The organism is Streptomyces sp. NPDC090994, assembly GCF_044768905.1.
Taxonomy (GTDB): domain Bacteria; phylum Actinomycetota; class Actinomycetes; order Streptomycetales; family Streptomycetaceae; genus Streptomyces.
Window position 1 is genome coordinate 266,931 of the sequence record NZ_JBIVWS010000005.1, and the last position, 24,174, is coordinate 291,104.

A 24,174-nucleotide genomic window follows, 5' to 3' on the forward strand; every position below is an offset into this window, starting at 1 on the left:
GGTGTCAGGGTCCCGTCTCGCCACGCCCCGCGCAGAACGCCACCGTGAGATCCTTCACCAGGGCCTTGCGCTCGTAGTCGTCGAGGTCCACCAGCCCGCGCGTGGTGAGCCGGGTCACCGTGTCCTCCACCGAGTCCACGACCGAGGTGAGCAGACTCGCCCGCTGCACCGCGTCGAGCGCGGCGATCCGGCGCCGGTGCATCGCGGCGGCCACCTCCGGCGCGTACTCCACCCGCACCGGCCGTACCGCGAACACCTCGACGCCGATCGCCGCCGCGTCCGCCGCCACCAGCCGGGTCAGCGCCTCGCCCGCCGTGTCCGCCGACGCCCGCGAGGTGCCCGGCGGCTCCACCGGCACCCGGGCCAGCGCCGCCTCCACGCACGCGCGCAGATACGTCTCGTGGTCCTCGACACCGAGCACGGCCCGCGCGGTGTCCCGCACCCGCCACACCACCAGCGTCACCGCCCGCAGCGCGACCCCGTTGCCGTCGGCCGCGGGCATCGGCTCGCTGCGCCAGTGCCGCAGCCGCACGTCGACCCGGCGGCGCAGCAGCAGCGGGTTGACCCACATCAGGCCGGTGCGCCGCACCGTCCCCCGGTAGCGGCCGAACAGGCCCAGCACCCAGGCCCGTCCGGTCCGGCCCCGGGCCAGCCCGCCGAAGCCGAACAGGCCCAGCGCCCCGGCGCCCGCGTACGCCGCCCACTGCGCGGGCCCGAGCCCGGCCCCGCCGTACGCCGGCAGCCGCAGCACCTCCAGCGCCGGCACCGGCAGGACGCCCGCCCACCAGGAGGTGACCGCGCAGCCGGCCGCGCCGCACACCCCGGCCAGCACGCCCGCGGCGCCGGGCAGCACCCTGGCCGGGCGTTCCGCGAGGGCGGGGTCGACCTGCGGCGCGGGCCGGGGTTTGGCGACCGGGCGGCGTACCCGCGGCTGTTCCCCGGTGCCCTGCCGGCGGCCCACGACCGCGGGCCGCAGCGGCACCGGCGCCGGTTCCGGGTCGTCCCGGAAGAGCAGGTGGACGGGGATCTCGGTGGTGGCCTCGTTCTGGATGAGCCGGACCGGCCGGGCCGCGCCCTCCGGCGGGCCGGCCGGATCGGGAGGGGGTGGGGTGGTGGTCGAAGAGGTCGTACTCATGCGTGCTCCAGCCTCCGCGCCAGACGCGTCATGAAAGCGATGACTTGACGTTCTCAGGCGAACAGCCGCCGCCAGGTCTCCGGCCCCGGGAAGCCGTCCGCCGCGCCGCCGCGCCAGCCCTGGGCGCGCTGGAACGCCTCGACGGCCCTGCGGTCCGCGGCGCCCCAGCGCGGACCGGGACCGGACCGGTAGAACCTGCCGTACCCCTTCCTCACCAGCTGCTCCCCGAGGCGGGTGACGTGGTCGCCGTGCGCGCCCGGGCGGAACGCGGCCCGGCCCGGGTAGCCGGGCACCCCGTGCGGGGCGGGGGTCCGTGCGGTGGCCGGTGCCCCGGCGGCCGGGCCGGCCACCACGCCCTGGTAGCGGTAGGGCAGGTAGCGGGCGGAGTTGCTCCAGTAGGCGTACGGCGTGGTCTGCCGGCGGGTGTGCGGGGGCGTCTGCTCGTAGGCGACGTACCGGGTGTGCGCGGAGTCCGTCCAGCCGCCGAAGATCACCACGTGGGACCCCTTCTCGGGGTCGGCCTCGTTGTGGAACAGCAGGATGTCGCCGGGCTGGAGCTCGGCCTTGGTGATGCGGTCGGCGAACTTCCCCAGGCTGCCGGTCCATTCGTTGGCGGGCAGCCCCCAGGCCATCGAGACGTAGCCCGAGCAGTCCTGCCGGTAGCCGTCGGACCAGTAGGCGCTCATGCTGTACGGCACTTTCGCGTCGACCCACTTCTGGGCCCGGGCGATGATCTGCGCCCGCGTGACCTCGGGGAGCGGGGCGGCGGCCACCGGGCCGGTCGGCTCGCTGCCGGGGCCGTAGAGCGGGGCGCGCCTGCCCTGGGGGGTGTCCCGGACATCTTGGGCATCCGGCGTCTCCGGGGTGACGGACGGGTCCGGGGTGGCCGACGGGTCCGGGGTGGCCGACGGGTCGTCCGCCGGAGCGCCGGGGCGCTGCGGCGCGTGGGCGGCCGCCGGGAAGACCGCCGCGGCGAGCGCGGCGGAGGCGGTGGCCGCCACGACGAGGGCACGCCGGCCGACCGGACGGGCGGGGGCGGCGGTGGAGAGCGGCAGGGCCCCGAGCCCGCGACGACAGCCGGGGCAGTCGCAGTCGCCCGCCGGGGCGATCTCCTCGAATACCGGCGTCTCCATGCGATCTCCCTCACACTCCGGCCGGACATGTCCGCTGCGGTACACGTGCGTCAGTTTCGCAACGGTCAGCGGGGCGCGCATGTTGACGGTCCGAATGATGTACGGACACCCCCGCGCGCCCCCTGAGCGGCGACCGTCGGCCGGGAGGAGGCCGGGAGGTGGCCGGGAGGTGGTCGGGAGCACCCTCCGGGGTCGGGTAAAGTTGATGACGTCAGCAGGCGCCGCTAGCTCAGTTGGTTAGAGCAGCTGACTCTTAATCAGCGGGTCCGGGGTTCGAGTCCCTGGCGGCGCACCGACAGCCGAAGGCCTCTCGTGTGAACGAGGGGCCTTCGGTGTTTCCGGACCCTCCACGCGATCTCCACAGACGCCACAATCGACGCGTATGGCCGGTAAACACCTCGTTTCCCGTCTTGCGATCATGCCGAACGGCGTAGAACCCTGGTCGGTCTAGGGGGTACGGAGCCGGTTGGCGGTACTGCGGGGTGAGGGGCCCGCAGGAGGCCCGGATGCCGAGGGGGCATCATGCAACCGGAAGGACGCCGTTCCATGTCTATAAGGTGTGGACGATGTGGTGACGGCGATCCACCACTGTTACGCCTGTGACGGTCCAGGGGAACCGGCACCGGGCGCTGTACGCGACGAAACACGCGTGACCTGCGTGTGGGGGGATGACTCATGACGTCGACGCCGCCGGGCGCCGGACCGGACTTCGATCCGTCCGAGACCACCCAGCTGAGAGTGGACTCACTCCGGATGTCCACCACGGGCACGTTCCGTCGGATAAAGAAGACGCTGCCGCGCTACGACTACGAGCACTACAGCCGGCTGGCCGGCCCCCTCACCCAGCCCGAGGATCCGGACCGGCCCTACAAGGTCCGCTACCGCTCGCTGCTGTCGCAGGAACCGCACCGCATCCGCGTCGCGCTGATGCTGGCCGCGGCGCCGCTGCTGTCGGTGGTGCTGCTGGTCTGGCTGCTCCAGCCCGAACACTGGACCGAGCGGGACTACCCGGCGTTCGACTGGCTGCCCGCGCTCGACGTCGTGATGCTCGTCTCGATCGGCCTGATCGAGCTGTTCCGCTGCCTGAACGTGCTGTCCAACGCGCACGCCACCCTGGTCGCCCGCGACCCGGTCCCGGTGGTGCCGGAGTCCGGCACCCGGGTCGCGTTCCTCACCTCCTTCGTGCCCGGCAAGGAGCCGCTGGAGATGGTGACCAAGACCCTGGAGGCGGCCGTCAAGATCCGCCACCGGGGCGTGATGCACGTCTGGCTGCTCGACGAGGGCGACGACCCGGAGGTGAAGGAGGTCTGCGCGCGCCTGGGCGTGCACCACTTCTCCCGCAAGGGCGTCGCCAAGTGGAACCAGGCCAAGGGCCCGCACCGCGCCAAGACCAAGCACGGCAACTACAACGCCTGGCTGGACGCGCACGGCGACGACTACGACTACTTCGCCTCCGTCGACACCGACCACGTACCGCTGCCGAACTACCTGGAACGGATGCTCGGTTACTTCCGCGACCCGGACGTCGGCTTCGTCATCGGCCCGCAGGTCTACGGCAACTACGACAACCCGGTCACCAAGGCCGCCGAGTCGCAGCAGTTCCTCTTCCACGCCCTGATCCAGCGGGCCGGCAACCGCTACGGCTCCCCCATGTTCGTGGGCACCTCCAACGCGGTGCGGATCAAAGCGCTCAAGCAGATCGGCGGCCTGTACGACTCGATCACCGAGGACATGGCGACCGGCTTCGAGATCCACCGGCACCGCAACCCCGCGACGGGCCGGAAGTGGCGCTCGGTCTACACCCCGGACGTGCTCGCGGTCGGCGAGGGCCCGAACGCCTGGACGGACTTCTTCACCCAGCAGATGCGCTGGTCGCGCGGGACGTACGAGACGATCCTCAAGCAGTACTGGAAGGGCTGGTACTCGCTGCCGCCGAGCAAGCTCTTCAACTACACGATGATGATCATCTTCTATCCGATGTCGGCCATGAACTGGATACTCGCGGCGCTGAGCTGCGCCCTGTTCCTGGGCCTGGGCGCGTCGGGCGTCAACATCGACCCGGCGGTCTGGCTGATGCTCTACGGCAACGCCTCCGCGCTCCAGATCGGCCTGTACGTCTGGAACCGCCGCCACAACATCTCCCCGCACGAGCCCGAGGGCTCCGGCGGTGTCGCGGGCATGGTCATGTCGGCGCTGTCGGCACCGCTGTACGCCAAGGCGCTGATCGACTCGGTGCTGCGCCGCAAGAGCAAGTTCGTGGTGACCCCGAAGGGCGACTCGGCCAGCCCGGACACCTGGTTCGGCACCTTCCGCTACCACTGGTACTTCATCCTGATCTTCGCCGCCTCGATGGCCGCCGGGTTCGTGTACGGCCACGCGCACCCCGCGATGATCACCTGGGCGACGTTCGCGCTGCTGATCACCGCGTCGCCGATGTTCGCGTGGCGGTACCAGATGCGGAAGGCGAAGCGCTCCGCCGTGCCGGAGGAGCCCGCCCCGGCGCCCGTCGCGGCCGAGCCCCGGCCATCGGCACCGGCACCGGTGCCGGCTCCCGCGCCCGAGCCGCAGGCGCCGGCGCAGCACCCGGGGCCGCACGCCCCGCAGCAGCGCCCCACGTGGGCCGCCTCCGGCGGGGTCGACGACCAGACCATGCAGATCGCCCTGGGCGGACTTGGGGGACGTAAGGAATGAAGCACCAGGCCGGCCGCCGTCGGGCCCGTCGTCTCGCGATAGGCACGGTGGTGGTACTCGCGCTGGCCGGGATGAACGGGCCGTGGCTGTACCGCTTCGGCACCGAGAAATACCACCAGTACAAGATCAATCAGCCGGAGTACAAGGCCGCCAACGGCCGCTGGGAGATCATCGACTTCCCGGACGAGTACAAGCAGAACACCATCCACGCGGCGCTGCTGCGCACCGGCAAGGTGCTGCTGGTCGCCGGGTCGGGCAACAACGCGGACAACTTCGACGCGAAGAAGTTCGACACCCGGATCTGGGACCCCGTCAAGGGCACGATCAAGAAGGTGCCGACCCCGACCGACCTGTTCTGCACCGGCCACACCCAGCTCGCCAACGGCAACCTGCTGATCGCGGGCGGCACCAAGCGGTACGAGAAGCTGAAGGGTGACGTCACCAAGGCCGGCGGCCTGATGGTGGTGCACAACGAGAACCCGGACAAGCCGATCACCCTGCCGGCCGGCACGAAGTTCACCGGCAAGGAGAACGGCAAGACCTTCGTCTCCAAGGACCCGGTGCTGGTGCCGCGCGCCGAGAAGGTCTTCGACGAGGAGACCGGCGCGTTCCTGCGCAACGACCCGGGGCTCGGCCGGATCTACGTCGAGGCGCAGCAGAGCGGCTCGAAGTACGAGACGGGGACGCAGGACAACTACACGGTGCGGGGCCTGTCCGGGGCGGACGCGCGCAACACGTACGGCATCGCGGAGAAGCTCGCCCTCGACAAGAAGGACTTCCAGGGCATCCGGGACGCCTACGAGTTCGACCCGGTCGCCGAGAAGTACATCAAGGTCGACCCGATGCACGAGGCCCGCTGGTACCCGACGCTCACCACGCTGAGCGACGGCACGATCCTCAGCGTCTCCGGCCTCGACGACATCGGCCAGCTCGTCCCGGGCAAGAACGAGATCTACGACCCGGACACCAAGAAGTGGACCTACACCGACAAGACCCGTCAGTTCCCGACGTACCCGGCGCTGTTCCTGATGCAGAACGGCAAGGTCTTCTACTCGGGTTCCAACGCCGGGTACGGGCCCGACGACGTCGGGCGTGAGCCGGGCGTCTGGGACGTGGAGACCAACGAGTTCGACGAGATCCCCGGGCTGAGCGACGCGAACATGATGGAGACGTCCGGCACGGTGCTGCTGCCGCCCGCGCAGGACGAGAAGTACATGGTGATCGGCGGGGGCGGGGTCGGCGAGTCCAGGCTGTCGAGCGAGAAGACGCGGATCGTCGACCTGAAGGCCGGCAGTCCGAAGTTCGTGGACGGGCCCTCGCTGGAGAAGGGGACGCGGTACCCGCAGGCGTCGGTGCTGCCCGACGACAGCGTGCTGGTGTCCGGCGGTTCCGAGGACTACCGGGGACGCAGCGACTCCAACATCCTCCAGGCACGGCTCTACGACACCGAGAGCAACACCTTCGAGCGGGTCGCCGATCCGCTGGTGGGGCGCAACTACCACTCCGGTTCGATCCTGCTGCCCGACGGGCGGGTCATGTTCTTCGGGTCGGACTCGCTCTACGGCGACAAGGCCAACACCAAGCCGGGCACGTTCGAACAGCGCATCGAGATCTACACGCCGCCGTACCTGTACGGCGGGGAGCGGCCCGACCTCGCGGGCGGGCCGCAGACCATCGAGCGGGGCGAGTCGGGGACGTTCACCTCGAAGGCGGCGGCCTCCGTCAAGAAGGTGCGGCTGATCCGGCCGAGCGCGTCGACGCACGTCACGGACGTGGACCAGCGGTCCATCGCGCTGGACTACGAGGTCTCCGGGGACAAGGTGACGGTGACCGTGCCGGAGAACAAGAACCTCGTGCAGTCCGGCTGGTACATGCTGTTCGTGACCGACGGGGACGGGGTGCCGAGCAAGGCGCAGTGGGTCCAGGTGCCGTGAGCCTTCTCTGACGCCGGGGGCGCCGAGCGCCCCCGGCTCCCCTAGGTGTGCCGGAAGTACCGTTCCATGGCCCAGGACGCCACCTGCTTGCCGGTGACGGCGCCGACGGTGTCCGCGGTCCTGGTGTGGATGCCGGCCCACACCCGGGCGTCGACGACGTCGCGGACGTAGTCCTCGGCGTACTCGTAGTGCCGGATGGCGCCCGTGTCGGCCGCGCGCATGTCGAGGTCGACACGGGAGGTGCCCAGCAGCCTCTCCAGCGTGCGCATCCACGCTGCCCCCCAGGTGGCGTGGCCGCTGAGGTAGTCGGGGTGCGCGGGCGTGATGAGCAGGGGCTCCCACGTCGGGTCGGCCCGGGTCGCGGGGTTGCCGTCGGTGTCCGCCTCGCGGATGGCGGTGACCGGCCGCCAGGTGCCGTAGTGCAGCTTGGCGTCCCAGGCGGTGATCGTGGCGTCCATGATGACGGTGTTCACGGCGGCGTACAGACGGGCCGTCTCGACGATGTCGAAGCCGTGCCGCGCGGCGTGGTCGCCCAGGGGGTACTGGACCTCCACCCGGGCCACGAACCGCGCCGTCTCCGTCTGCCAGGCGCTGCGGCGCGAGCCGGTCTTCGCGCCGTACGCCTTCACCTCCGCCAGGTCCCGCGCGTACCGGGCCGAGGTCAGCCGAGGAGGCGGTCCGGGGCGGAACTGGCCGGGCTCGTCCAGGAGGAACGGGCGCAGCCGGCCGATCCACGCCGACGTGAAGCCCTGGTGGGCGGGCGGCGTCGGCCGCCACACCCCGGGCGCGGGCGCGGGGGTGAAGGGCACGGAGGCGCCTCGTCCGTCGTTCGCGCGCAGCGCCATGAGGTGCCGCGCCGACCGCTGTCCGAACGCCACGCCCGCCTTCTCACCGGGGCCGTCCGGGACCTTCGCCAAGGAGGCCTGCCACGCCTGCTCCAGGGTGGCCCCGGCCTGCGGGAATCCGGTCCGCAGCACCTGGTAGGCCGCCGTCGCGGCGGCCGCTTCGGCCGACGCCCCGCGCGCGGCCCGCGCCCCGCGCCAGCGGTAGGGGACGTACCGCCCCTCGATGCCCACCACCGCGTTGTACATGGCCAGTGAGACGTACGCGTGCCACACCGCTTCCTCGGGGTTGATCAGTTCTCCCGTGGGGTCCACGGTCTCCGACACCCGCTGCGCCCACTGGGCGATCACCGACGGCGGCGGGGCCGCGGTGTCCGCCTCGGCGGGCCGTCCGGCCGCCACCCCGATCAGCAGCAGCGCCGCCGTCGCCACCGCCCCGCGTCTGCCCGCCTTCTTTCCGATACGCACCGCAGCTCTCTTCCGTCCGCCGTCCGCCGTCCGTCGACGTGGTCATCGACAGGTATGACGGCCGGGGGAAGAGGACAAACGTCGCGGCGGGCGGAACCGGCCATCCGGGCGGCACCACCACCCGCCCGACCGGTGGGGGCGTCCGGGGTCAGCCGCCCGCGCCCCGGGTCAGGTCCAGGGCGTACTCCTCCCACCACTGCCCGGCCTTCGGTCCGCCCTTGCACTCGCCGTCGGACTCCCCCGGCCGCTTGACCCACAGGTAGGCGTCGACCAGCGGGTCGTCGGTGCGGGTCGTCGGGGTCTCGCCGAGGGCGCGGCCCGGCGGATTGCACCAGCGTTCGGCCTCGTCGCCGCCGGTGTAGGGGCCGTTGCCGTTGCGGCTGGTGTCGATGACGAAGTGCTTGCCGCCGACCTTGGCGGAGAGCTGCTTGCCGTAGGCGATGGAGTCCTCGGTGGAGTAGAAGTTGGAGACGTTGACCGCGAAGCCGTCCGCCCGGTCGACGCCCGCCCACTTCAGCGGCTCGTGGATCTGGTCGGGGTTGCCCCAGCCCGCGTTGCCCGCGTCCAGGTACACCTTGGTGTTCTTCAGCGCCTTGAGCTGGTCGACGGCGCCGCCCAGCAGGTCGTAGCGCTCCTCGTGGAACTCCTCGGGGGTGCAGCCGTCGACCAGGTGGAGGACCGCGTCGGGTTCGAGTATCACGGTGGCCGAGCGGTCGCCGATGCCCTGGGCCACGGCGTCGACGAAGGCGCGGTAGGAGTCGCCGTCGGCGGCGCCGCCCTGGGAGTACTGGCCGCAGTCGCGGTGCGGGATGTTGTAGAGGACGAGCAGCGCGGTGCGGCCGGCCTCGTCGGCGGCCTCGGTGAAACCGCGGGCCTGTTCCTCGGGGTTCTCCGGGCTGATCCACTCGCCGACGGGCTGCTCGGCGATCTTCCGGACCAGCGCGGCCTCCTCGTCCTGGCCGGCCTTCTCCAGGGCGGCGAGCTGCCGGGCCGCGGTGCTGTCCGGGTTGACCCAGAACGGGTCGGTCTCCTTGGGCTGTTGCGTGATGCCGGCGCCGGCGTCCTTGCTCTTGCCCTGGTCGGCGTCCTTCCCGTCGTCGCCCGACGAACATCCCGCGATCAGCAGTGCCGCCCCCAGCACCGCCGCGGACACGCGCGTCGCCGCGGAAGTCCCGGCGAAACCGCCGGCCCCCCTGCTGCCGTACATCCAACCCCCCTGGGTGCACTGTTCCGAGGGTCAATCCTGACATACGGGAGTGACGCCCACGAGGTGTCCGTCAGGTGCCGGTGCCTGTGTCTGTGCCGGTGTCTGTGCCGGTGTCTGTGCCGGTGCCGGTGCCGGTGTCTGTGCCGGTGCCGGTGCCGGTGCCGGTGCCGGTGCCGGTGAGGTAGGCCGAGACGACCACGTTCGCCGTGTAGGTGTTGCTGACCCGGTCGAAGGTGCCGCCGCAGGTGATCAGCCGCAGTTCGGCCCGTCCGGAGCGGCGGGGGCCGTAGGCCTGCCGGGCGTCGAAGCCGTCGCGGGGGAGGACCTGTACGTCGTCCACGGTGAACTCGGCGGTCCGGCCGTCCTGGTCGCGCAGGACCCTGATCGTGTCCCCGGGTTCGAGGGTGCTGAGCCGGTAGAAGACGGCGGGGCGGGTCTCGGTGTCGACGTGGCCCACCATCAGGGCGGTGCCGGCCGCGCCCGGGGTGGTGCCGGCCGCCCACCAGCCGACCGCGCCGGGGCTGGCGAACGGCGGCGGTTCCAGGGCGCCCTGGGCATCGAGGCCGCGGCCGGTCACCGGGGCCCGGATACCGAGGCGGGGTATGTCGAGGCGCCGCGGCTCGGCGTCGCCGGCCAGCGGGTGGTGGGCGGGCGGGAGGGAGAGGTACGGGGGTCGGCCGGCCGCCGCCATGTCGCCGGTGGCCGGCCCGGTTATGCCGTCGGTGGCGTCGCGCCCCCACAGCCACAGGCCGAGGAGCAGCACCGTCCAGGCGATGCCGGTCACGAGGCGGGTGGGGGTGGTGGGAGTGGCGGGGGTGATGGGAGTGGCGGGGGTGGCGGGGCGGTCGTGGTCCCGGCTGTGTTGTCGGCCGCGTCGACGGCTGTGTGGTCGGTCGTGGTTCCGGTCGGACATGTCGGTCAGTCCGTTCCACGGCTCCGGCGGGCGCTGCGCAGCGCGACGGCCACGGCGGCGACGCCGGCCAGCACCAGGCCGGTGACGGCGTGGGCCGTGCCGGGTCCGGCCGGGCGGCTCTCGCCCTGGGGGGCGCGGGCGTTGCCGGCGCCGGTGGTGGTCAGGCGGTGCGCGCCGCCGCCGCCCGCGTCGACGGGGGCGACGGGCGAGGCGTGGGCGGGGGCCGCCGGGGCCTCGGAGCGTCCGCTCTCCGGCTGCCGGGAAGGCTGCCGGGGGCGTTCGGTGACGGTGAGGCGGCCCTCGCGCCGCTGGGAACCGCAGCGGACCTCGACGTCGTGGGCACCGGCCGGGGCCGAGGCGCGGATCCGGGCGGCGCCGACCAGCGCGCCGTCGCTGCTGGTCAGGGAGAGCCGTGCGGGGGACTCGAAGGCCGCCGAGGCGGCCACCGCGGACTTCTCGGCACAGCCCGGCACGCGGAGGGTGACGTCGGTGCCGGGGGCGGGGTTCGCCGGGGTCACCGTCACTCGGCCGGTGTCCTGCGCGTACGCCGTCGCCGGGGCGAGCGCGGCGAGCAGCGCGGTCCCGGCACAGAGGGTGGCTTTCAGTGAGCCCATCGTGCACCTCCAGTCACCTTGGAGACTCCCCCGGGCGCCGGGCAGCCGCATCCGGTGCGGGCGCGGGACTGCTCCGAACGGGGGACGGCGGGCCACGACGGGTTTGGTGCTTAGCATGGTCGTCCACAGGCCCGTCCCCAGGTCCGTCCCCGGTCCACGCACGGCAGGAGTCCGCCCGCATGACAGAGCGCAAGCCCATCGAATCGTGGCTCACCGACATGGACGGGGTGCTGATGCACGAGGGCGTGCCGGTGCCCGGCGCCGACGCCTTCATCAAGAAGCTGCGGGACTCCGGGCGGCCGTTCCTGGTCCTCACCAACAACTCGATCTACACCGCCCGCGACCTGCACGCCCGGCTGAACCGGATCGGCCTGGAGGTGCCGGTCGAGAACATCTGGACCTCCGCGCTGGCCACGGCGAAGTTCCTGGACACCCAGCACCCCGGCGGCACCGCCTATGTCATCGGCGAGGCCGGTCTGACCACCGCCCTGCACGAGGCGGGGTACGTCATGACGGACACCGACCCCGACTTCGTGGTGCTGGGCGAGACGCGGACGTACTCCTTCGAGGCGCTGACCAAGGCGATCCGGCTGATCAACGCCGGCGCCCGGTTCATCGCGACCAACCCCGACAACACCGGGCCGTCCCCGGAGGGCGCGCTGCCCGCGACGGGTTCGGTGGCGGCGCTGATCACCAAGGCCACGGGGAAGGACCCGTACTTCATCGGCAAGCCGAACCCGCTGATGATGCGCACGGGGCTGAACGTCATCGGCGCGCACTCCGAGTCCAGCGCGATGATCGGTGACCGGATGGACACCGACGTGCTGGCCGGTCTGGAGGCCGGGATGGAGACCTTCCTCGTCCTGACGGGGCTGACGACCACGGCCGACATCCACCAGTACCCGTACCGGCCGACGAAGATCGTGGACTCGATCGCGGACCTGGTGGATCTCGTCTGACGTCCTCGTCCCCGTCCGGGGCTCAGCGGCGTCGGCGGGCCAGCGCGACGGCGGTGGTGCCGGCGGCGGCCAGCAGCGCGGCGGCCGCCAGTACGGCGTAGGTCCGGCCCAGTCCCGTACCGGCGAGTTCGTCGGCGAACGGCAGGCGGCCGGAGGGGGCCGGGCTCTCGGTGCCGGTTCCGCCGGTGTCGCTCCGGGCAGGGGGCGTGACGCGGAAGCGGTAGTCGTTCGACTGGCCGATCCAGTCGCCGTCGCCCTCGCGGCGCTGCACGACGGCGGCGTTGGCGGTGACCTGGCCGGGCGCGGTGTCCGGGGTGAGCGCGAGCCTGAGCCGCACGGTGAGCGTGCGCCCGGCCTCGACGGTGAAGCCGGGGAAGCCGTCGGCGTCGGCGGCGAGGACGCCGACCAGTTCGTCCGCGTCGGTCGCCTCGAACCGGACGGCGTGCGGGCGGCCGTCGCCGTCGTGGAACTCCATGCGGGGCTGGGCGGGCTTCAGCGCGCGCTGTTCGTCGACGAGGACGACCACGGGGTGGAGGCCCGCGCAGGTGCGGTCGGTGGTGTTGGTCAGGTCCAGGTACCAGGTGCCGGGGCCGCCGCCGGCCTCGTAGGCGTCGGGGCCGCCGTGGACGCGGGTGGTCAGCGGGAAGGTGTGGTCGTCGGGGGCGGCGCAGGCGGGGAGGGGGGCGGGCCCCTGGGCCGGGGCGGCGGACGCCAGGGCCGGCGCGGAGGCCGGGCCGGCGAGGAGGGCGGCTGCCGCCACCAGGCAGGGTGACACGGGTGCACACAGTCGCATGAACACATGAGCGTTCCGGACGCGTACGGATGGGGGGTGCCACTCCGTCGCCCCCTCCGAACGGGCGTACCGCGCGCCGCCGACCGGCGCAGCGGGGGCCGTCCGGCGGTGGGGTGCCGGGCGCTCCGCGTCGCGCCCGGCACCCGGCGCCCGGCGTCACGCGGCCCGTGCCCAGCACCCGGCGTCACGCGGCCCCCGTCCGGCACCCGGCACCCGGCGTCCGGCACCCGCCACCCGGCACCCGGCGTCACGTGGCCCGTGCCCAGCACCCGGCGTCCGCCACCCGCCACCCGGCGTCCGGCACCCGCCACCCGCCACCCGCCACCCGCCACCCGCCACCCGGCACCCGGCACCCACCACCCGGCACCAGCAGTGCGGCGTCGGCCGTCCTGGATCACGCGACCGGCGTCACGCGTCCCCCCGGCCGAACAGCGGCGACAGTACGAGGTGGGCCGCGCCCTCCGCGGTCGCTCGCGCCCCGCCGGGCGCGACCCGTACCGGCACGGCGGTCTCCCGCCCGCCCTCGCGCCGGGCACGGGCGTCCAGCACCGCGCCGACCCCGCCGGTGAACGCGTCCGGCGCACCCGCCACCGTACGGCCGCCGAGCAGCACCAGGTCGATGTCGAGCAGCCCGGCCAGGTTGGCGGCGCCCGCGCCCAGGACACGGGCCGCCTCGGCCAGGTCGCCGCGTGCCACGGCGGCCAGGCAGAGCGCCTCGACGCAGCCGCGGGCGCCGCACGGGCAGGGCGGCCCGTCGAGCTGGATCACCTGGTGCCCGAACTCCCCCGCCCCCGTCCGCGCCCCCCGGTACACGCTCCCGTCGAACACCAGCCCCGCGCCGAGCCCGGTCCCCAGGTGCAGGTAGGCGAAGGAGCCGCGCTCGCCGCCGACCGCGAGGCCGAGCGCCGCCGCGTTGGTGTCCTTGTCGACGACGACCGGCACGCCGAGCCGCCCGGTCAGCGCGTCCCGCAGCGGGAAGCCGTCCCACTCGGGGAATCCGGTGACCCGGTGCAGCACCCCCCGGGCGTGGTCCAGGGGGCCGGGGAGGGCGACGCCGACGCCGAGGAGGGTGGGGGGAGCGGGCACCCGGAGGACGCCCGCGACCAGGCCGGTCACCTCGCGGGCCACCTCCGTCAGCACGGCCTCCGAGCCCGCGCCCAGGTCGAGCGGGGCCCGCCGCTCCCCCGTCACCGTGCCCGCCAGGTCGACCAGGACGGCCCGCAGTTCGTCGCGGTCCAGGTGGACGCCGACCGCGTGCCCGGCCTCCGGCAGCAGCCGCAGGACCGTGCGCGGCTTGCCGCCCGTGGACGCCCGGTGCCCGGCCTCGGCGGCGAGGCCGTCCGCCCGCAGCCGGGCGGTGATCTTGCTGATCGCCTGCGGGGTGAGCCCGGTCCGCTCGGCCAGCTCCAGCCTGCTGATGCCCTCCGCCCCGGCCGTGCGCAGCAGGTCCAGCACCAGGGCGGTGCCGCGGCTGCGCGGGGCCGGTGGGCCGGGTTCGGGTCCGGGGCCGTTCGTCCTGTTCACCCGGCCATTGTCGCCGCTGCTTGCACTTTGGCAACACGGTTGCCAAAGTGGACGTCATGACTGGCACTCCTCCCCTCCGCGTCGGCCTCGTCGGCTACGGCCTCGCGGGCTCCGTCTTCCACGCCCCGCTGATCGCCGCCACCGAGGGACTCGCCCTGGACACGGTGGTCACGTCCAGCCCGGAGCGGCAGCGGCAGGCCCGCGCCGAGTTCCCCGGCGTGCGGCTCGCCGGCACCCCGGACGAACTGTTCGCCCGCGCCGGCGAACTCGACCTGATCGTCCTCGCCTCCCCCAACAAGACGCATGTCCCGCTCGCCACCCAAGCCTTGGAGGCCGGTCTGCCGGTCGTGGTGGACAAGCCCCTCGCGGGCACCGCCGCCGAGGCCCGCGCGCTGGCCTCGCTGGCCGAGGAGCGGGGCCTGCTGCTCTCCGTCTTCCAGAACCGCCGCTGGGACAACGACTTCCTCACCCTCCGGGGCCTCCTCGCCGACGGCGCCCTGGGCGACGTATGGCGGTTCGAGTCCCGTTTCGAACGCTGGCGCCCCCAGCCCAAGGGCGGCTGGCGGGAGTCCGGCGACCCGGCAGAGATCGGAGGTCTGCTGTACGACCTCGGCAGCCATGTCGTCGACCAGGCGCTGGTGCTGTTCGGCCCGGTCACCCAGGTGTACGCCGAGTCGCTGGTCCGGCGCGCGGGCGCGGAGGCCGACGACGACACGTTCCTCGCGCTCACGCACGCCAACGGGGTCCGCTCCCACCTCTACGTCTCCTCCACCACCGCCCAGCTCGGCCCCCGCTTCCGGGTGCTGGGCTCGAAGGCCGGGTACGTCAAGTACGGCCTGGACCCGCAGGAGGCGGCGCTGCGCGCGGGCGAGCGGCCCGGGCCCGGCTGGGGCGAGGAGGACGAGTCGCTGTGGGGCCGGCTGGGCTCCGGCGAGTCCCCGGCGACCGGCGGCGGGCAGGCCGTGCCGTCCCTGCCCGGTGACTACCCCGCCTACTACGCGGCGGTGGCCGAGGCCCTGCTGAAGGGCGGGCCCGACCCGGTGGGCGCCCTGGAGGCGGCGGCCGCCCTGGACGTGCTGGAGGCGGCCCGGCGTTCGGCCCTCGACGGATCGGTGGTGGCGCTGTGACGACGAAGCCCGAGCTGACGCCGAGCCTGGAGGAGCTGGAGGCGCAGGAACGCCGCCTGGTCTTCCGTTCCTTCACCCACGACGACGCGTGGGCGCTGGGTTCGCTCCTGGTGGAGCTGGCCCGTGAGCGCCAGGCGCCGGTCGCCGTCGACATCCACCGGTCAGGACAGCAGCTCTTCCACGCCGCGCTGCCCGGCTCCACGCCCGACAACGACGCCTGGATCGCCCGCAAGCGCCGGGTGGTGGAGCGGTACGGCCACGCGTCATACCTGGTCGGCGCCCGGTTCCGGGCCAAGGGCACGACGTTCGAGGAGTCCTCGCGGCTGGACCCCGACACCTACGCGGCGCACGGCGGCTCCTTCCCGGTCACCGTGGAGGGCGTCGGTGTGGTCGGCGCGGTGACGGTCTCCGGGCTGCCGCAGCTCCAGGACCACCGGCTGGTGGTGGAGGCGCTGGAGCGGTTCCTGGAGCGGTGACCGGTCACCCGTCCGGCCGTCCGCCGGGAATCACCTCCGGTACGCCGCGGTTGCCACGCGGTAGATGAGTGATCGTCACCGCACCCCACCGGAGGGACCGGAACCGATGAGCGACACCGCGGCTGCCCTGAGGACATCCGTCGGACGGTACGGCGTCTGGAGCGCCGCCCTGCGCGCCGAGGACGCCGAGGGGCGCGGTGCCCGCGCCGAGGCCGCGGCCGAACTGGAGGAGCTGGGCTTCGGCGCCCTGTGGCTGGGCGGCAACAGCTTCGCCGAGCACGCCGTCCCGCTGATCGAGGCGACCTCGCGGATCGTGGTCGGCACCAGCATCCAGAGCATCTGGGAGCACGAGGCGTCCGAGGCCGCCGCCCGCTTCGCCGAGCTGGAGGTGGCCCGCCCCGGCCGCTTCGTGCTCGGCCTGGGCGTCAGCCACGGTCCGATGGTGAAGGGCTACCAGCGTCCGTACTCGGCGATGGTCGCCTACCTCGACGCGCTGGACCGGGCCGGGGTGCCGGACCACCACCGGCTGCTGGCCGCGCTCGGCCCGAGGATGCTGGAGCTGTCCCGGGACCGGGCGGCGGGCGCGATCCCGTACCTGGTCACGCCCGAGCACACCGCGAAGGCCCGGGAGCTCCTCGGCGACGGCCCGCTGCTGGCCCCGGAGTTCAAGGTGGTCCTGGAGTCCGACCCGGCGCGGGCCCGCGCCACGGCCCGCGGCTACCTCGCCCGCTACCTCCGGCTCCCCAACTACACCGACAACTTCCTCCGTCTCGGTTTCACCGACGCGGATGTCGCGGACGGCGGCAGCGACCGTCTGATCGACGCGGTGTTCGCCTGGGGCAGCGACGACACGGTCCGCCGCCGGATCGCGGAGTTCCACGAGGCGGGCGCCGACCACGTCGCCCTCCAGCTGGTGGAGGACGGCCCGGGCACGTCCCTGCCGAGGGAGGGCTGGCGCCGCCTGGCCGCTCTGCTGGGGTGACGAGGGGCGCCCTGGCCGGGTGACGAGGGCGCCCTGGCCGGGTGACGAGGGCGCCGGGCTCAGGCGCCCTTCAGCTCCTGCCGCTGCCGCCCGAGCCCCTCGATCTCCAGCTCCACGACGTCCCCGGCCCGCAGGTACGGCTTGGGTTCGGGCCGTCCCATGGCCACGCCCGCCGGTGTCCCGGTGTTGATGACGTCACCGGGATACAGGGTCATGAACTGGCTGACGTACCGCACGACCTCCGCCACCGGGAAGATCTGCTCCGCGGTCGTCCCGTCCTGCTTCAGCTCCCCGTTGACCCACAGCCGCAGCCGCAGGTCCTGCGGGTCCGGCACCTCGTCCGCCGTCACCAGCCACGGCCCCAGCGGGTTGAACGTCTCGCAGTTCTTGCCCTTGTCCCAGGTCCCGCCGCGCTCGATCTGGAACTCCCGCTCGGAGACGTCGTGCGCGACCGCGTACCCCGCGACGCAGGCGAGCCCTTCCTCCGCCGACTCCAGGTAGCGGGCCGTACGCCCGATCACGACCGCCAGCTCCACCTCCCAGTCGGTCTTCACGGACCCGCGCGGTACGAGCACGGTGTCGTACGGCCCGACCACGGTGTCCGCCGCCTTGAAGAAGACGACGGGTTCGGCGGGCGGTTCGGCCCCGGTCTCCCGGGCGTGGTCGTGGTAGTTGAGCCCGATGCACACGACCTTGCCGATGCGGCCCAGCGGCGGCCCGATCCGCAGCCCCGTCCCGTCGAGCACGGGCAGGTCGCCGGCGTCGGCGGCGGCCCGGACCCGGGCGAGCGCCGCCTCGTCGGCGAGCAGCGTCCCGTCGACGTCCGGCACCACGCCCGACAGGTCGCGCAGGGTGCCGTCGGCGTCGAGCAGCGCGGGCCGCTCCGCCCCGGCCGTACCGACTCGCAGCAGCTTCATGTTCTCTCTCCCTCGCTAGCGGACCGCCCGTCCGACGGGGCGGGGCGGCGCCCGGGTGCGGCGGGCGGCCCATCCATCGGAGGACTGGTCGATCCTCCAAGGTCACGTTCGGCTCCGCAAGCCCCCGCCGGGGCTCACCGGTACAGCACGGCCCGTTCGACGACGCTCCAGGTGGTGCTGGTGACGACGTAGAGCGCGGCGGCGAGCGGGACGACGGCCACGGTGACGAGGGTGAGGAAGGACATGAACGGCATGGCCTTGGTGAGCGCGGTGACGGCCCCGGCACCCGGCAGCTGCTCCTGCCCGGCGGCGGGGAGCACCGGCCGGTCGGCCATCGTGCGCCGGGTGAGCCGGTAGCCGGCCACGGCCACGGCGGTGACGAGCGCGAACAGTCCCGCGTAGACGAGCCCGGCGCCGCCGAAGGGCCCGCCGCCCGCGAGCGCGTCGCCCCAGTTCCCGCCCAGCGGGGCGGCGAACAGCTGGTGGCCGAGCAGGTGGTTGGCCTGTCCGCCGAGCGAGGTGCTGGAGAAGAGGTGGTAGAGGAGGAAGAAGGCGGGCAGCTGCACGAGGCCGGGCAGGCAGCCGGCCAGCGGTGACACCTTGGCCTCGGCGTGCAGGTCGAGTACGGCCCGCTGGAACCTCTCCGGACGCTTGGCGTACGTCCGGCGCAGTTCGGCGATCTTCGGCTGAAGTGCGGTGCGGGCCTTCTGCCCGCGAGCGGCGGCCCGGGACAGCGGATGGAGCAGGAGCCGTACGAGCGCGGTGAACAGGACGATGGCGGCGGCAGCGGCGCCGGCGCCGAACAGCGGCTGGAGCAGGTCGGCGAGGCCGCCGACCAGATCGGCGAACACGGACATGGTGCGGAACCCTCCGGGGGTCTCGTCGTGCCGGGTGAGGGGAACGGCGGGACCGGCGGACCGGGGAGGGGCACGGAGAACGGTGAGCAGCAGCGCACCGGGTGCTCAGGGGGCGCTCGGATGAGCGGTCCGTGGGCGGGGAGGTGGAAGTGTGCCCTACGCGGCGGTCGCCGGGAGGGCGCGGCCGGGCGCTCGGGGCCTGCGGCGGCCGGCGGCGTCGGGATCGCGTTGCGGCAGGAAGGCCGTACGCCGGTCGCGGTCGCGGATGGCCGTACGGACCCGGGTGGGCGGCACGACGGGCGCGCAGCGCGCGGCGGCGAGGGCGCAGAGGCTGAGCGCGGAACCGGCCGCGGCGGTGGCGGCCAGCGCGACGGTGACGGAGAGCCCCCCGGCGTCGGCCAGGGCGAACTGCACCAACACCGCGACGAGCAGCACGGCGAGGGCCCGGAAACGTACGCCGGTACGACTACGGCCCATCGACGTCCCTCCCCGCTCCCCGGTCACCTGTACGGCTCTTCTTCCGCTCATCCGGTTATACCGCATCCGCCGCAGAAGACGCGGCCCCGAGGTGATCGGTTCCGTGGCCCACGGTCCGGAGGCCGCCGGCCGAAACGCGGACCCCGAGCGCCGTCTCGGCGGACACCCGATACGTAACTCCTGACCCTCTCGGCCTCGCGCCGGCGCCCAATCCCAACACCTACGTCCACAACCCCCACACCTGGACTGACGCACTCGGGCTTGCGCCCCAATGCCAGGAGGGGCAGATCCTGGGTGACACATCCAGGCTTCGAGGCTGGATCCCCACAACCGTGCCCGCAGAGTCGAAGGCGCTACTACAGGACATTCGTCAATTCGGTGTCGAGGCGCAGGGCGCTGGACCACAGCTCATGGGACCATCGATGCCTCGCCCGTTCGAGAACAGCGGCAAGGGCGGCGGTTACAAGCTTCCAGAATTTGACAGCACCGGGAACCCCATTCGCTACACAGAATGGGGAACCGTACAGTCGACTTCGAATCCGAACCCCGGCGGAGAGCGAATTGTTACCGGATCCGATGGTTCCGCATACTATACTCCAACTCATTATCAGACGTCATCGTCATGGAGGTTGGACGATGAATGAAAGTCCTTGGTGGGACGACAATGCACCCTGGATGCATGCCGTCCAGAACGATTCACCCATTCCGGCATGGTACGCATTTCCGCCGAGCGGGTCCATCTTTGTCGCCAGAATGCACGGTCGGGAGATGGGTGACGTCGACGGTGTTTTCTCCCAGTTTTGCAAGACCCTCAGGCTTCCGGGCTATTTCGGCTGGAACTGGAACGCCCTGCATGACTGCCTGTCTGACCTGAACTGGATCAGCGCTACGCGCTACCTCTTGATCATGGAAGAATCAGAAAAGATCCTGAACGAGGCTCCCGAAGAACGCAGCACCTTCTTCCGAACCCTTCTCAGGTCGGCCGAGGACTGGGCTCGTAGACCGAACTCTGCCGAGCATGCAAAGAGTACGTTCCACGTGATTTTCCTCTACAGCGCAGGCGCACGTGATGCGTTGCAGAGGGAAATCGATCGATCCTCGGCGCCGGAGTGACGGATGGAACTACTGGCTTCACCGTTGTACTGGCGCGATATCGCGTGGATAGTGTACGACCGACCCTTTCACTCCAAGAGTCTCGACAGGATACTCATGCGGCCGATCTGGCGGCCTGCTCGATCTTCGCGCAGTGGGCTGCACGGGCTTCCTCGTCGATCCGATTCTCGTGTTCGGGGCGCATCCCGGTTCGGCCGTCGACGCCTTCGCGCAGGATGTCGGCGTGCCCGGCATGCCGGTTGGTCTCGCCAAGGACGTGGACCAGGACGGCGAACAGGTTCGTGTGGGAATGCGGCTCCGGCCACCACGGCACGTGGCCGGGGACATCGAGGGGAAGCTCGTTGATCGTCGCGTCCGAGTGTTCCCACGTACGCCGGTAGAACCCGATCACCTGATCGCGTGTCTCGTCCTCGGCTGCCCACAGATCGCTGCCGTCATGGTCCTGCCACCGAGGCAGCGGTTCCGGGAAAGGGCGGTCGAAGACCTCGCCGAAGTACCTGGCCTCGACACTGGCCACGTGTTTGACCAGGCCGAGAAGGTTGGTCCCAGTAACGGTCAAGGGCCGGCGGGCGTCGTATTCGGATAGTCCGTCGAGTTTCCAGAGCAGCGCCTTGCGGTCCCGCCGCAGTCTCCCGTGCAGGTTGCCCCTTGCGAATGTATCGATCACGCGGCATGAGCCTGCCATGGGCTACTCGTGGCCTCAAGATCCCGTACGTGGAACGCAGCGACCGGCAGAGCCGAAACCTGACCACGACTACGGCCCTGAGCAAGCGCGCGGAACTCGCCACGTGAGACAACCTCTTGCTCCCGGCCAGACAGCCCAGTCCGTCAAGGAGGCTCACCAGCGCGCCTGAGAAGGTCACACTGAACATCCTGTCCGTCGAATCAGTGACGTCCGCTGACCGGACACGGGTCCGGCGAGGCCGTGTGCGTGGTGCGATGCTTCGAGGGAGTGCACGGACGGGCGAGACGTTCGTGACGGAGACGAACTCAAACCGTTCCGGCCGACCTCGATCGCCGTCGTCCAGGGTCTTTGCGGGTAGTCGCTCTGCATCGCTCAGCACATAGCAGACGCGAGGCGGGGCGAACGTCGCGTGACCCGCTCCTCCCCCGCCACTCCCGCCGACACCCTGGTCCTGGACAGCGATGCGGCGGGTGACGGCCCCGCCCGGTTCCCGCGTCTCGACCGGGTGCCGTCCTCGTCGTACGTGAGGACGGCGGTGGTGTTGTCGGGGCGCCCGACGCTCAGGGGGGGGCGGCCCAGGTCGTCGTAGGTGTAGCGGGTCGTGGCGCCGAGGGGGTCGGTGACGGTCAGGGGCGGTGCTGGTCGTCGTAAGTCGTTCGGGTGGTATGCCCCGCGCGGTCGGTCTCGACGACGATCCTCAGCCGGGAGTCGTCGGTGAACTAGGAGACGTGGCCGAAAAAGTCGGTGACGCGCGGGACGTGAAAACCGGCGAGGCGCGTACCAGCGAGGGCCCCGGTGGTTTCGGTGAGCGACTGACCATTCCCAGCCCTTCCGGCGCCACCCGGGCCCACGGGCGGTGGGGACCACCGCGGTCCGGTGTTGCTGCTGACGCTGTCGTTCCGCGTCAGCCGACGAGTTCCCTGGGCGACTGGGCCCGCGGTTCCGGTGCCGGGGCCTTCGGCTTCGGCCGGAAGAGGAAACGGTCGATCGGGGGACGGGTGAGGGGACGGGCCAGGCGACGCATCAGGGGGCTGCCGAGGAAGACCGCCAGGGCGACCGCGCCGAGGAACACGGCGGCTTGTTCGAAGCGGGTATCGACGCGGTCGGCGTAGCCGAGGACCAGGAAGGGGCGGATGAACAAGGGGTGGAGCAGATAGATGGTGAAACCTGCGGCACCCATCGACGTGATGTACGGGATGCGCCGGTTGGGGGTGACACGGAGCAGGCAGAGCACCAGGGCCGCCGACGCCACCAGGATGAAGAAGCGGGGGAGCCAGGCGAGCTCGATGGGCAGGGGAACGTCGTCGTACAGCACCGCGGAATGAGGCCACGGCCGCCAGACGAGGAAGGCACCGCCGAGACCGGCGATCAGCCCGGCCCAGGCAAGGGGCAGGGTACGGCGCGAGGTGAACCACGAGGCGAACAGGGTGCCTTGGCCGAGGCGCCAGCCCAGGTAGAACAGGGGTAGGTACAACAGGGTCCGGGCCCCGGCGTAGTTCATGCCGATCTCACCGAAGTAACCGGATACGAGGGCGAGCGCCGTCGTGCAGAGCAGCGGAAAGCGCAGCTGGGTGATGAGGGGCAGCAGCAGCCGCCACCACAGCAGGGCCATCAGGAACCACAGAGTCCAGGGCCATCGGCTCAGGTGGAAGGTGAACTCCATGCCGAGCAGGACCTTCTCCGTGGAGAGCAGGATCCAGCACAGTGTGGCGGGGACGAGGATCCTTCCGACGAGGCCACGCGCGTAGCGCGAGTCCAGTGGGCCCCCCTGACTGAACACCCCTGCGAGGATGACGAACGCGGGGACGCGCAGCGGCCACATGGTGACGTTGAAGGTTTGAAGCATGCCACCGTCCGGCACGGCCGGCCCTGTGGTGTGCAGCACCACGATCAACGTCGCCGACAGCGCTCGCACGTTGTCCCAGCGCGGGACTCTGTCCGTCGCCGAGGCAGCCTGAAGCCGCTCATTCGATGGCAGTGCCATAACTGCTCGAAGCCTCCGACACGAATCCGATGTGTGCCCAGCACAGGAGCGCCACCGATTGACCGGGGGCGGAAACGTCGCGCCGTGGGGCCAGGCGAGCATAGGCGATCAGTGCGATGAACGTAAGTCCTGATCGCTCTTGTCTCCTAGGTGGGCCATGCCTCCGCTGCCGCACCGTCCTGGCGATCCTGCGCCGCTCCGACGTCCACCCTTCGACCCCGCGAGACCGCGGACCACCGGTACTCCGACCGGCTTCACACCCCTCTGTCACCAGGCCGCAGTACGGTGTCCCCCATGCGCCCCGACACGCCCGCCGAGAACGTCGACCACACCGCCGAAGCGGCACGCCTGGAGCGGACCGCCGGCCTGTACCCGGAGGACGCCGAGGCCCTGCTGCTGCGGGCCGCAGCCCACCTGGAGCTGGCCGGCGAGCGCCCCGCCGCGACGGCCTTCTACGACCGTCTGCTCTCCGCCCCCGGCACCCTGGAGAACCCGGCCCTGGTCCGCGCCCTCAAGGCGTCCAACCTCTGGGAGTACGGCCACGAGGCCGAGGCCAGGGCCATCATCGAGGGCGTCCGCGCGGCGTCCCCGAGGGACCCGGCCCCCTGGGTCATCGTCGCGGAGTCCCTGGAGTCCCACGACGAGCTGGAGTCGGCCCACGAGACCTTCACCGAGGCCGCCCGCCTCCTCCTGGCCGACGCCCCCGAGCCCCCGCGCCCGACCCACCCCCTCCTCTACGGCCGCCACCGCGTCCGCCGCATGCTGGGCCTGCCCCACGACGACTGGGACACCCTCGCCGACACCCTGCACTCCATGCCGGTCACCCTGGACGAGCTGCACGACCCCAAGCGCGTCTGGTCCCTCGGCTCGGACAACCCCGCCGAACTGGAGGCCGAGATCTCCCGCCTCCGCGCCGAACTCGGCGCCTACCGCGAGGCCCTCTCCCGCCCCTTCCCGGTCGCCATGCTCCACTGGCCCACCGAAGAACTGACGGAACTCCTGTCGGCGTACCCGTCCCTCTCCGCGGAGTACCCGTCCTACGAGGAGCACCTGGCGGCGATAGAGGACGCGCTGAGGGAACTGGAGTCGTCGGGGACGCGGAACCTGGGGGTCGTACGGGGCACGGTCCCGTCCTACGAGGCGTTCGCGGCGTCGGAGGGGGCGTCTCCGGCCGACGCGTCGCTGTTGCCGCAGTACGCGACGACTTTGGGGGCGCGGGGGCGGGCGGTTGCCTGGCCGCCGCAGCGGGGGGCCGAATGTTGGTGCGGGTCGGGACGGACGTACGGCGACTGTCATGGAGCGAGCACCGCTGCGGAGCGGTGACCTCCTGGCAGGACGCTGCC

At 72.1% G+C, this 24,174-nt stretch carries 23 protein-coding genes and 1 tRNA gene; 9 read left to right on the forward strand and 15 right to left on the reverse strand.

What is annotated here, in order from left to right; translation table 11 throughout:
- Positions 1–4: 4 nt before the first annotated feature.
- Together ACIQR3_RS14045 and ACIQR3_RS14050 are read right to left on the reverse strand one after the other, a co-directional pair.
- Positions 5–1,135: an SPFH domain-containing protein gene (locus ACIQR3_RS14045; RefSeq protein WP_403538158.1), complete on the reverse strand. Its 1,131-nt coding sequence runs from the start codon at positions 1,133–1,135 to the stop codon at positions 5–7.
- 53 nt (positions 1,136–1,188) lie between these two features.
- Entirely contained in the window at positions 1,189–2,268 is a 1,080-nt protein-coding gene (locus ACIQR3_RS14050; RefSeq protein ID WP_403538160.1) for a peptidoglycan-binding protein, read from the reverse strand.
- 218 nt (positions 2,269–2,486) lie between these two features.
- Between ACIQR3_RS14050 and ACIQR3_RS14055 the strand changes: the two genes are divergently transcribed.
- From ACIQR3_RS14055 to ACIQR3_RS14065, 3 genes are all read left to right on the forward strand, one after another.
- Positions 2,487–2,560: transfer RNA gene (locus ACIQR3_RS14055), tRNA-Lys, on the forward strand.
- 383 nt (positions 2,561–2,943) lie between these two features.
- A complete protein-coding gene (locus tag ACIQR3_RS14060; protein WP_403538162.1) occupies positions 2,944–4,959 on the forward strand; it encodes a glycosyltransferase family 2 protein in 2,016 nt (671 codons plus the stop codon).
- Positions 4,956–6,893, forward strand: coding sequence for a galactose oxidase-like domain-containing protein (locus ACIQR3_RS14065; RefSeq protein ID WP_403538164.1), 1,938 nt, complete (start codon positions 4,956–4,958; stop codon positions 6,891–6,893). The genes ACIQR3_RS14060 and ACIQR3_RS14065 overlap by 4 nt, the downstream gene beginning before the upstream one ends.
- A 41-nt stretch (positions 6,894–6,934) precedes the next feature.
- On the opposite strand, the gene ACIQR3_RS14070 is transcribed toward ACIQR3_RS14065, so the two are convergent.
- The 4 genes from ACIQR3_RS14070 to ACIQR3_RS14085 all read right to left on the reverse strand — a co-directional run bounded on the left by ACIQR3_RS14070 (position 6,935) and on the right by ACIQR3_RS14085 (position 10,937).
- On the reverse strand, positions 6,935–8,203 hold the full coding sequence (locus ACIQR3_RS14070; RefSeq protein ID WP_403538166.1) for a vanadium-dependent haloperoxidase: 1,269 nt from the start codon (positions 8,201–8,203) through the stop codon (positions 6,935–6,937).
- A gap of 148 nt (positions 8,204–8,351) precedes the next feature.
- A complete protein-coding gene (locus tag ACIQR3_RS14075; RefSeq protein WP_403538168.1) occupies positions 8,352–9,410 on the reverse strand; it encodes a glycoside hydrolase family 6 protein in 1,059 nt (352 codons plus the stop codon).
- A 70-nt stretch (positions 9,411–9,480) separates the two neighbouring features.
- Positions 9,481–10,323, reverse strand: a complete 843-nt coding sequence (locus ACIQR3_RS14080; protein WP_403538170.1) for a class F sortase — start codon at positions 10,321–10,323, stop codon at positions 9,481–9,483.
- A 5-nt stretch (positions 10,324–10,328) separates the two neighbouring features.
- Complete coding sequence (locus tag ACIQR3_RS14085) at positions 10,329–10,937, reverse strand: hypothetical protein (protein WP_403538172.1); 609 nt, start codon at positions 10,935–10,937, stop codon at positions 10,329–10,331.
- Positions 10,938–11,116: 179 nt separating this feature from the next.
- Between ACIQR3_RS14085 and ACIQR3_RS14090 the strand changes: the two genes are divergently transcribed.
- Positions 11,117–11,896: an HAD-IIA family hydrolase gene (locus ACIQR3_RS14090; protein ID WP_215166535.1), complete on the forward strand. Its 780-nt coding sequence runs from the start codon at positions 11,117–11,119 to the stop codon at positions 11,894–11,896.
- Between the two features lie 22 nt (positions 11,897–11,918).
- Here ACIQR3_RS14090 and ACIQR3_RS14095 read toward each other — a convergent pair whose 3' ends face one another.
- Both ACIQR3_RS14095 and ACIQR3_RS14100 read right to left on the reverse strand, forming a co-directional pair.
- Positions 11,919–12,689 (reverse strand): hypothetical protein, encoded by a 771-nt coding sequence (locus ACIQR3_RS14095; RefSeq protein WP_403538174.1) that lies wholly within the window; start codon positions 12,687–12,689, stop codon positions 11,919–11,921.
- Between the two features lie 408 nt (positions 12,690–13,097).
- A complete protein-coding gene (locus ACIQR3_RS14100) occupies positions 13,098–14,213 on the reverse strand; it encodes an ROK family protein (RefSeq protein WP_403538176.1) in 1,116 nt (371 codons plus the stop codon).
- Between the two features lie 56 nt (positions 14,214–14,269).
- Between ACIQR3_RS14100 and ACIQR3_RS14105 the strand changes: the two genes are divergently transcribed.
- The 3 genes from ACIQR3_RS14105 (at position 14,270) to ACIQR3_RS14115 (ending at position 16,798) form a co-directional block, all read left to right on the forward strand.
- On the forward strand, positions 14,270–15,340 hold the full coding sequence (locus ACIQR3_RS14105; protein ID WP_403538178.1) for a Gfo/Idh/MocA family oxidoreductase: 1,071 nt from the start codon (positions 14,270–14,272) through the stop codon (positions 15,338–15,340).
- Entirely contained in the window at positions 15,337–15,816 is a 480-nt protein-coding gene (locus tag ACIQR3_RS14110) for a heme-degrading domain-containing protein (protein WP_403538180.1), read from the forward strand. Before ACIQR3_RS14105 ends, ACIQR3_RS14110 begins: the two co-directional genes overlap by 4 nt.
- A 106-nt stretch (positions 15,817–15,922) precedes the next feature.
- On the forward strand, positions 15,923–16,798 hold the full coding sequence (locus ACIQR3_RS14115; RefSeq protein WP_403538181.1) for an LLM class F420-dependent oxidoreductase: 876 nt from the start codon (positions 15,923–15,925) through the stop codon (positions 16,796–16,798).
- Between the two features lie 59 nt (positions 16,799–16,857).
- Here the strand turns inward: ACIQR3_RS14115 and ACIQR3_RS14120 are convergent, their stop codons facing one another.
- From ACIQR3_RS14120 to ACIQR3_RS14130, 3 genes are all read right to left on the reverse strand, one after another.
- Positions 16,858–17,715, reverse strand: a complete 858-nt coding sequence (locus tag ACIQR3_RS14120; RefSeq protein WP_403538183.1) for a fumarylacetoacetate hydrolase family protein — start codon at positions 17,713–17,715, stop codon at positions 16,858–16,860.
- Between the two features lie 134 nt (positions 17,716–17,849).
- Positions 17,850–18,572, reverse strand: a complete 723-nt coding sequence (locus ACIQR3_RS14125) for a YidC/Oxa1 family membrane protein insertase (RefSeq protein WP_403538185.1) — start codon at positions 18,570–18,572, stop codon at positions 17,850–17,852.
- Between the two features lie 156 nt (positions 18,573–18,728).
- Positions 18,729–19,049, reverse strand: a complete 321-nt coding sequence (locus tag ACIQR3_RS14130; RefSeq protein ID WP_403538187.1) for a DUF6412 domain-containing protein — start codon at positions 19,047–19,049, stop codon at positions 18,729–18,731.
- A 768-nt stretch (positions 19,050–19,817) separates the two neighbouring features.
- On the opposite strand from ACIQR3_RS14130, the gene ACIQR3_RS14135 reads away from it, so the two are divergent.
- The gene (locus ACIQR3_RS14135) at positions 19,818–20,162 is read left to right on the forward strand and encodes a barstar family protein (RefSeq protein WP_403538188.1); all 345 of its coding nucleotides are present in this window, start codon (positions 19,818–19,820) and stop codon (positions 20,160–20,162) included.
- Positions 20,163–20,256: 94 nt separating this feature from the next.
- Here ACIQR3_RS14135 and ACIQR3_RS14140 read toward each other — a convergent pair whose 3' ends face one another.
- The 4 genes from ACIQR3_RS14140 to ACIQR3_RS14155 form a co-directional block, all read right to left on the reverse strand.
- Positions 20,257–20,829, reverse strand: a complete 573-nt coding sequence (locus ACIQR3_RS14140; RefSeq protein ID WP_403538190.1) for a DinB family protein — start codon at positions 20,827–20,829, stop codon at positions 20,257–20,259.
- A gap of 390 nt (positions 20,830–21,219) precedes the next feature.
- On the reverse strand, positions 21,220–21,477 hold the full coding sequence (locus ACIQR3_RS14145) for a hypothetical protein (protein ID WP_403538446.1): 258 nt from the start codon (positions 21,475–21,477) through the stop codon (positions 21,220–21,222).
- On the reverse strand, positions 21,474–21,548 hold the full coding sequence (locus tag ACIQR3_RS14150; RefSeq protein ID WP_403538448.1) for a hypothetical protein: 75 nt from the start codon (positions 21,546–21,548) through the stop codon (positions 21,474–21,476). Before ACIQR3_RS14150 ends, ACIQR3_RS14145 begins: the two co-directional genes overlap by 4 nt.
- 203 nt (positions 21,549–21,751) lie before the next feature.
- Positions 21,752–22,831: an acyltransferase family protein gene (locus tag ACIQR3_RS14155; RefSeq protein WP_403538192.1), complete on the reverse strand. Its 1,080-nt coding sequence runs from the start codon at positions 22,829–22,831 to the stop codon at positions 21,752–21,754.
- Between the two features lie 294 nt (positions 22,832–23,125).
- Here ACIQR3_RS14155 and ACIQR3_RS14160 point away from each other — a divergent pair, with 294 nt between their 5' ends.
- On the forward strand, positions 23,126–24,154 hold the full coding sequence (locus tag ACIQR3_RS14160; RefSeq protein WP_403538194.1) for an SEC-C metal-binding domain-containing protein: 1,029 nt from the start codon (positions 23,126–23,128) through the stop codon (positions 24,152–24,154).
- The last annotated feature ends 20 nt before the right edge of the window (positions 24,155–24,174 follow it).

What these genes read in the sequence shown, in the direction of transcription:
- ACIQR3_RS14045 (WP_403538158.1), bottom strand. Translation starts at nt 1,135, where the DNA reads ATGAGTACGACCTCTTCGACCACCACCCCACCCCCTCCCGATCCGGCC.
- ACIQR3_RS14080 (WP_403538170.1), bottom strand. Translation starts at nt 10,323, where the DNA reads ATGTCCGACCGGAACCACGACCGACCACACAGCCGTCGACGCGGCCGA.
- ACIQR3_RS14090 (WP_215166535.1), top strand. Translation starts at nt 11,117, where the DNA reads ATGACAGAGCGCAAGCCCATCGAATCGTGGCTCACCGACATGGACGGG.
- ACIQR3_RS14160 (WP_403538194.1), top strand. Translation starts at nt 23,126, where the DNA reads ATGCGCCCCGACACGCCCGCCGAGAACGTCGACCACACCGCCGAAGCG.
- ACIQR3_RS14075 (WP_403538168.1), bottom strand. Translation starts at nt 9,410, where the DNA reads ATGTACGGCAGCAGGGGGGCCGGCGGTTTCGCCGGGACTTCCGCGGCG.
- ACIQR3_RS14115 (WP_403538181.1), top strand. Translation starts at nt 15,923, where the DNA reads ATGAGCGACACCGCGGCTGCCCTGAGGACATCCGTCGGACGGTACGGC.
- ACIQR3_RS14095 (WP_403538174.1), bottom strand. Translation starts at nt 12,689, where the DNA reads ATGCGACTGTGTGCACCCGTGTCACCCTGCCTGGTGGCGGCAGCCGCC.
- ACIQR3_RS14050 (WP_403538160.1), bottom strand. Translation starts at nt 2,268, where the DNA reads ATGGAGACGCCGGTATTCGAGGAGATCGCCCCGGCGGGCGACTGCGAC.
- ACIQR3_RS14105 (WP_403538178.1), top strand. Translation starts at nt 14,270, where the DNA reads ATGACTGGCACTCCTCCCCTCCGCGTCGGCCTCGTCGGCTACGGCCTC.
- ACIQR3_RS14135 (WP_403538188.1), top strand. Translation starts at nt 19,818, where the DNA reads ATGGGTGACGTCGACGGTGTTTTCTCCCAGTTTTGCAAGACCCTCAGG.
- ACIQR3_RS14155 (WP_403538192.1), bottom strand. Translation starts at nt 22,831, where the DNA reads ATGGCACTGCCATCGAATGAGCGGCTTCAGGCTGCCTCGGCGACGGAC.
- ACIQR3_RS14125 (WP_403538185.1), bottom strand. Translation starts at nt 18,572, where the DNA reads ATGTCCGTGTTCGCCGATCTGGTCGGCGGCCTCGCCGACCTGCTCCAG.
- ACIQR3_RS14120 (WP_403538183.1), bottom strand. Translation starts at nt 17,715, where the DNA reads ATGAAGCTGCTGCGAGTCGGTACGGCCGGGGCGGAGCGGCCCGCGCTG.
- ACIQR3_RS14085 (WP_403538172.1), bottom strand. Translation starts at nt 10,937, where the DNA reads ATGGGCTCACTGAAAGCCACCCTCTGTGCCGGGACCGCGCTGCTCGCC.
- ACIQR3_RS14065 (WP_403538164.1), top strand. Translation starts at nt 4,956, where the DNA reads ATGAAGCACCAGGCCGGCCGCCGTCGGGCCCGTCGTCTCGCGATAGGC.
- ACIQR3_RS14130 (WP_403538187.1), bottom strand. Translation starts at nt 19,049, where the DNA reads ATGGGCCGTAGTCGTACCGGCGTACGTTTCCGGGCCCTCGCCGTGCTG.
- ACIQR3_RS14060 (WP_403538162.1), top strand. Translation starts at nt 2,944, where the DNA reads ATGACGTCGACGCCGCCGGGCGCCGGACCGGACTTCGATCCGTCCGAG.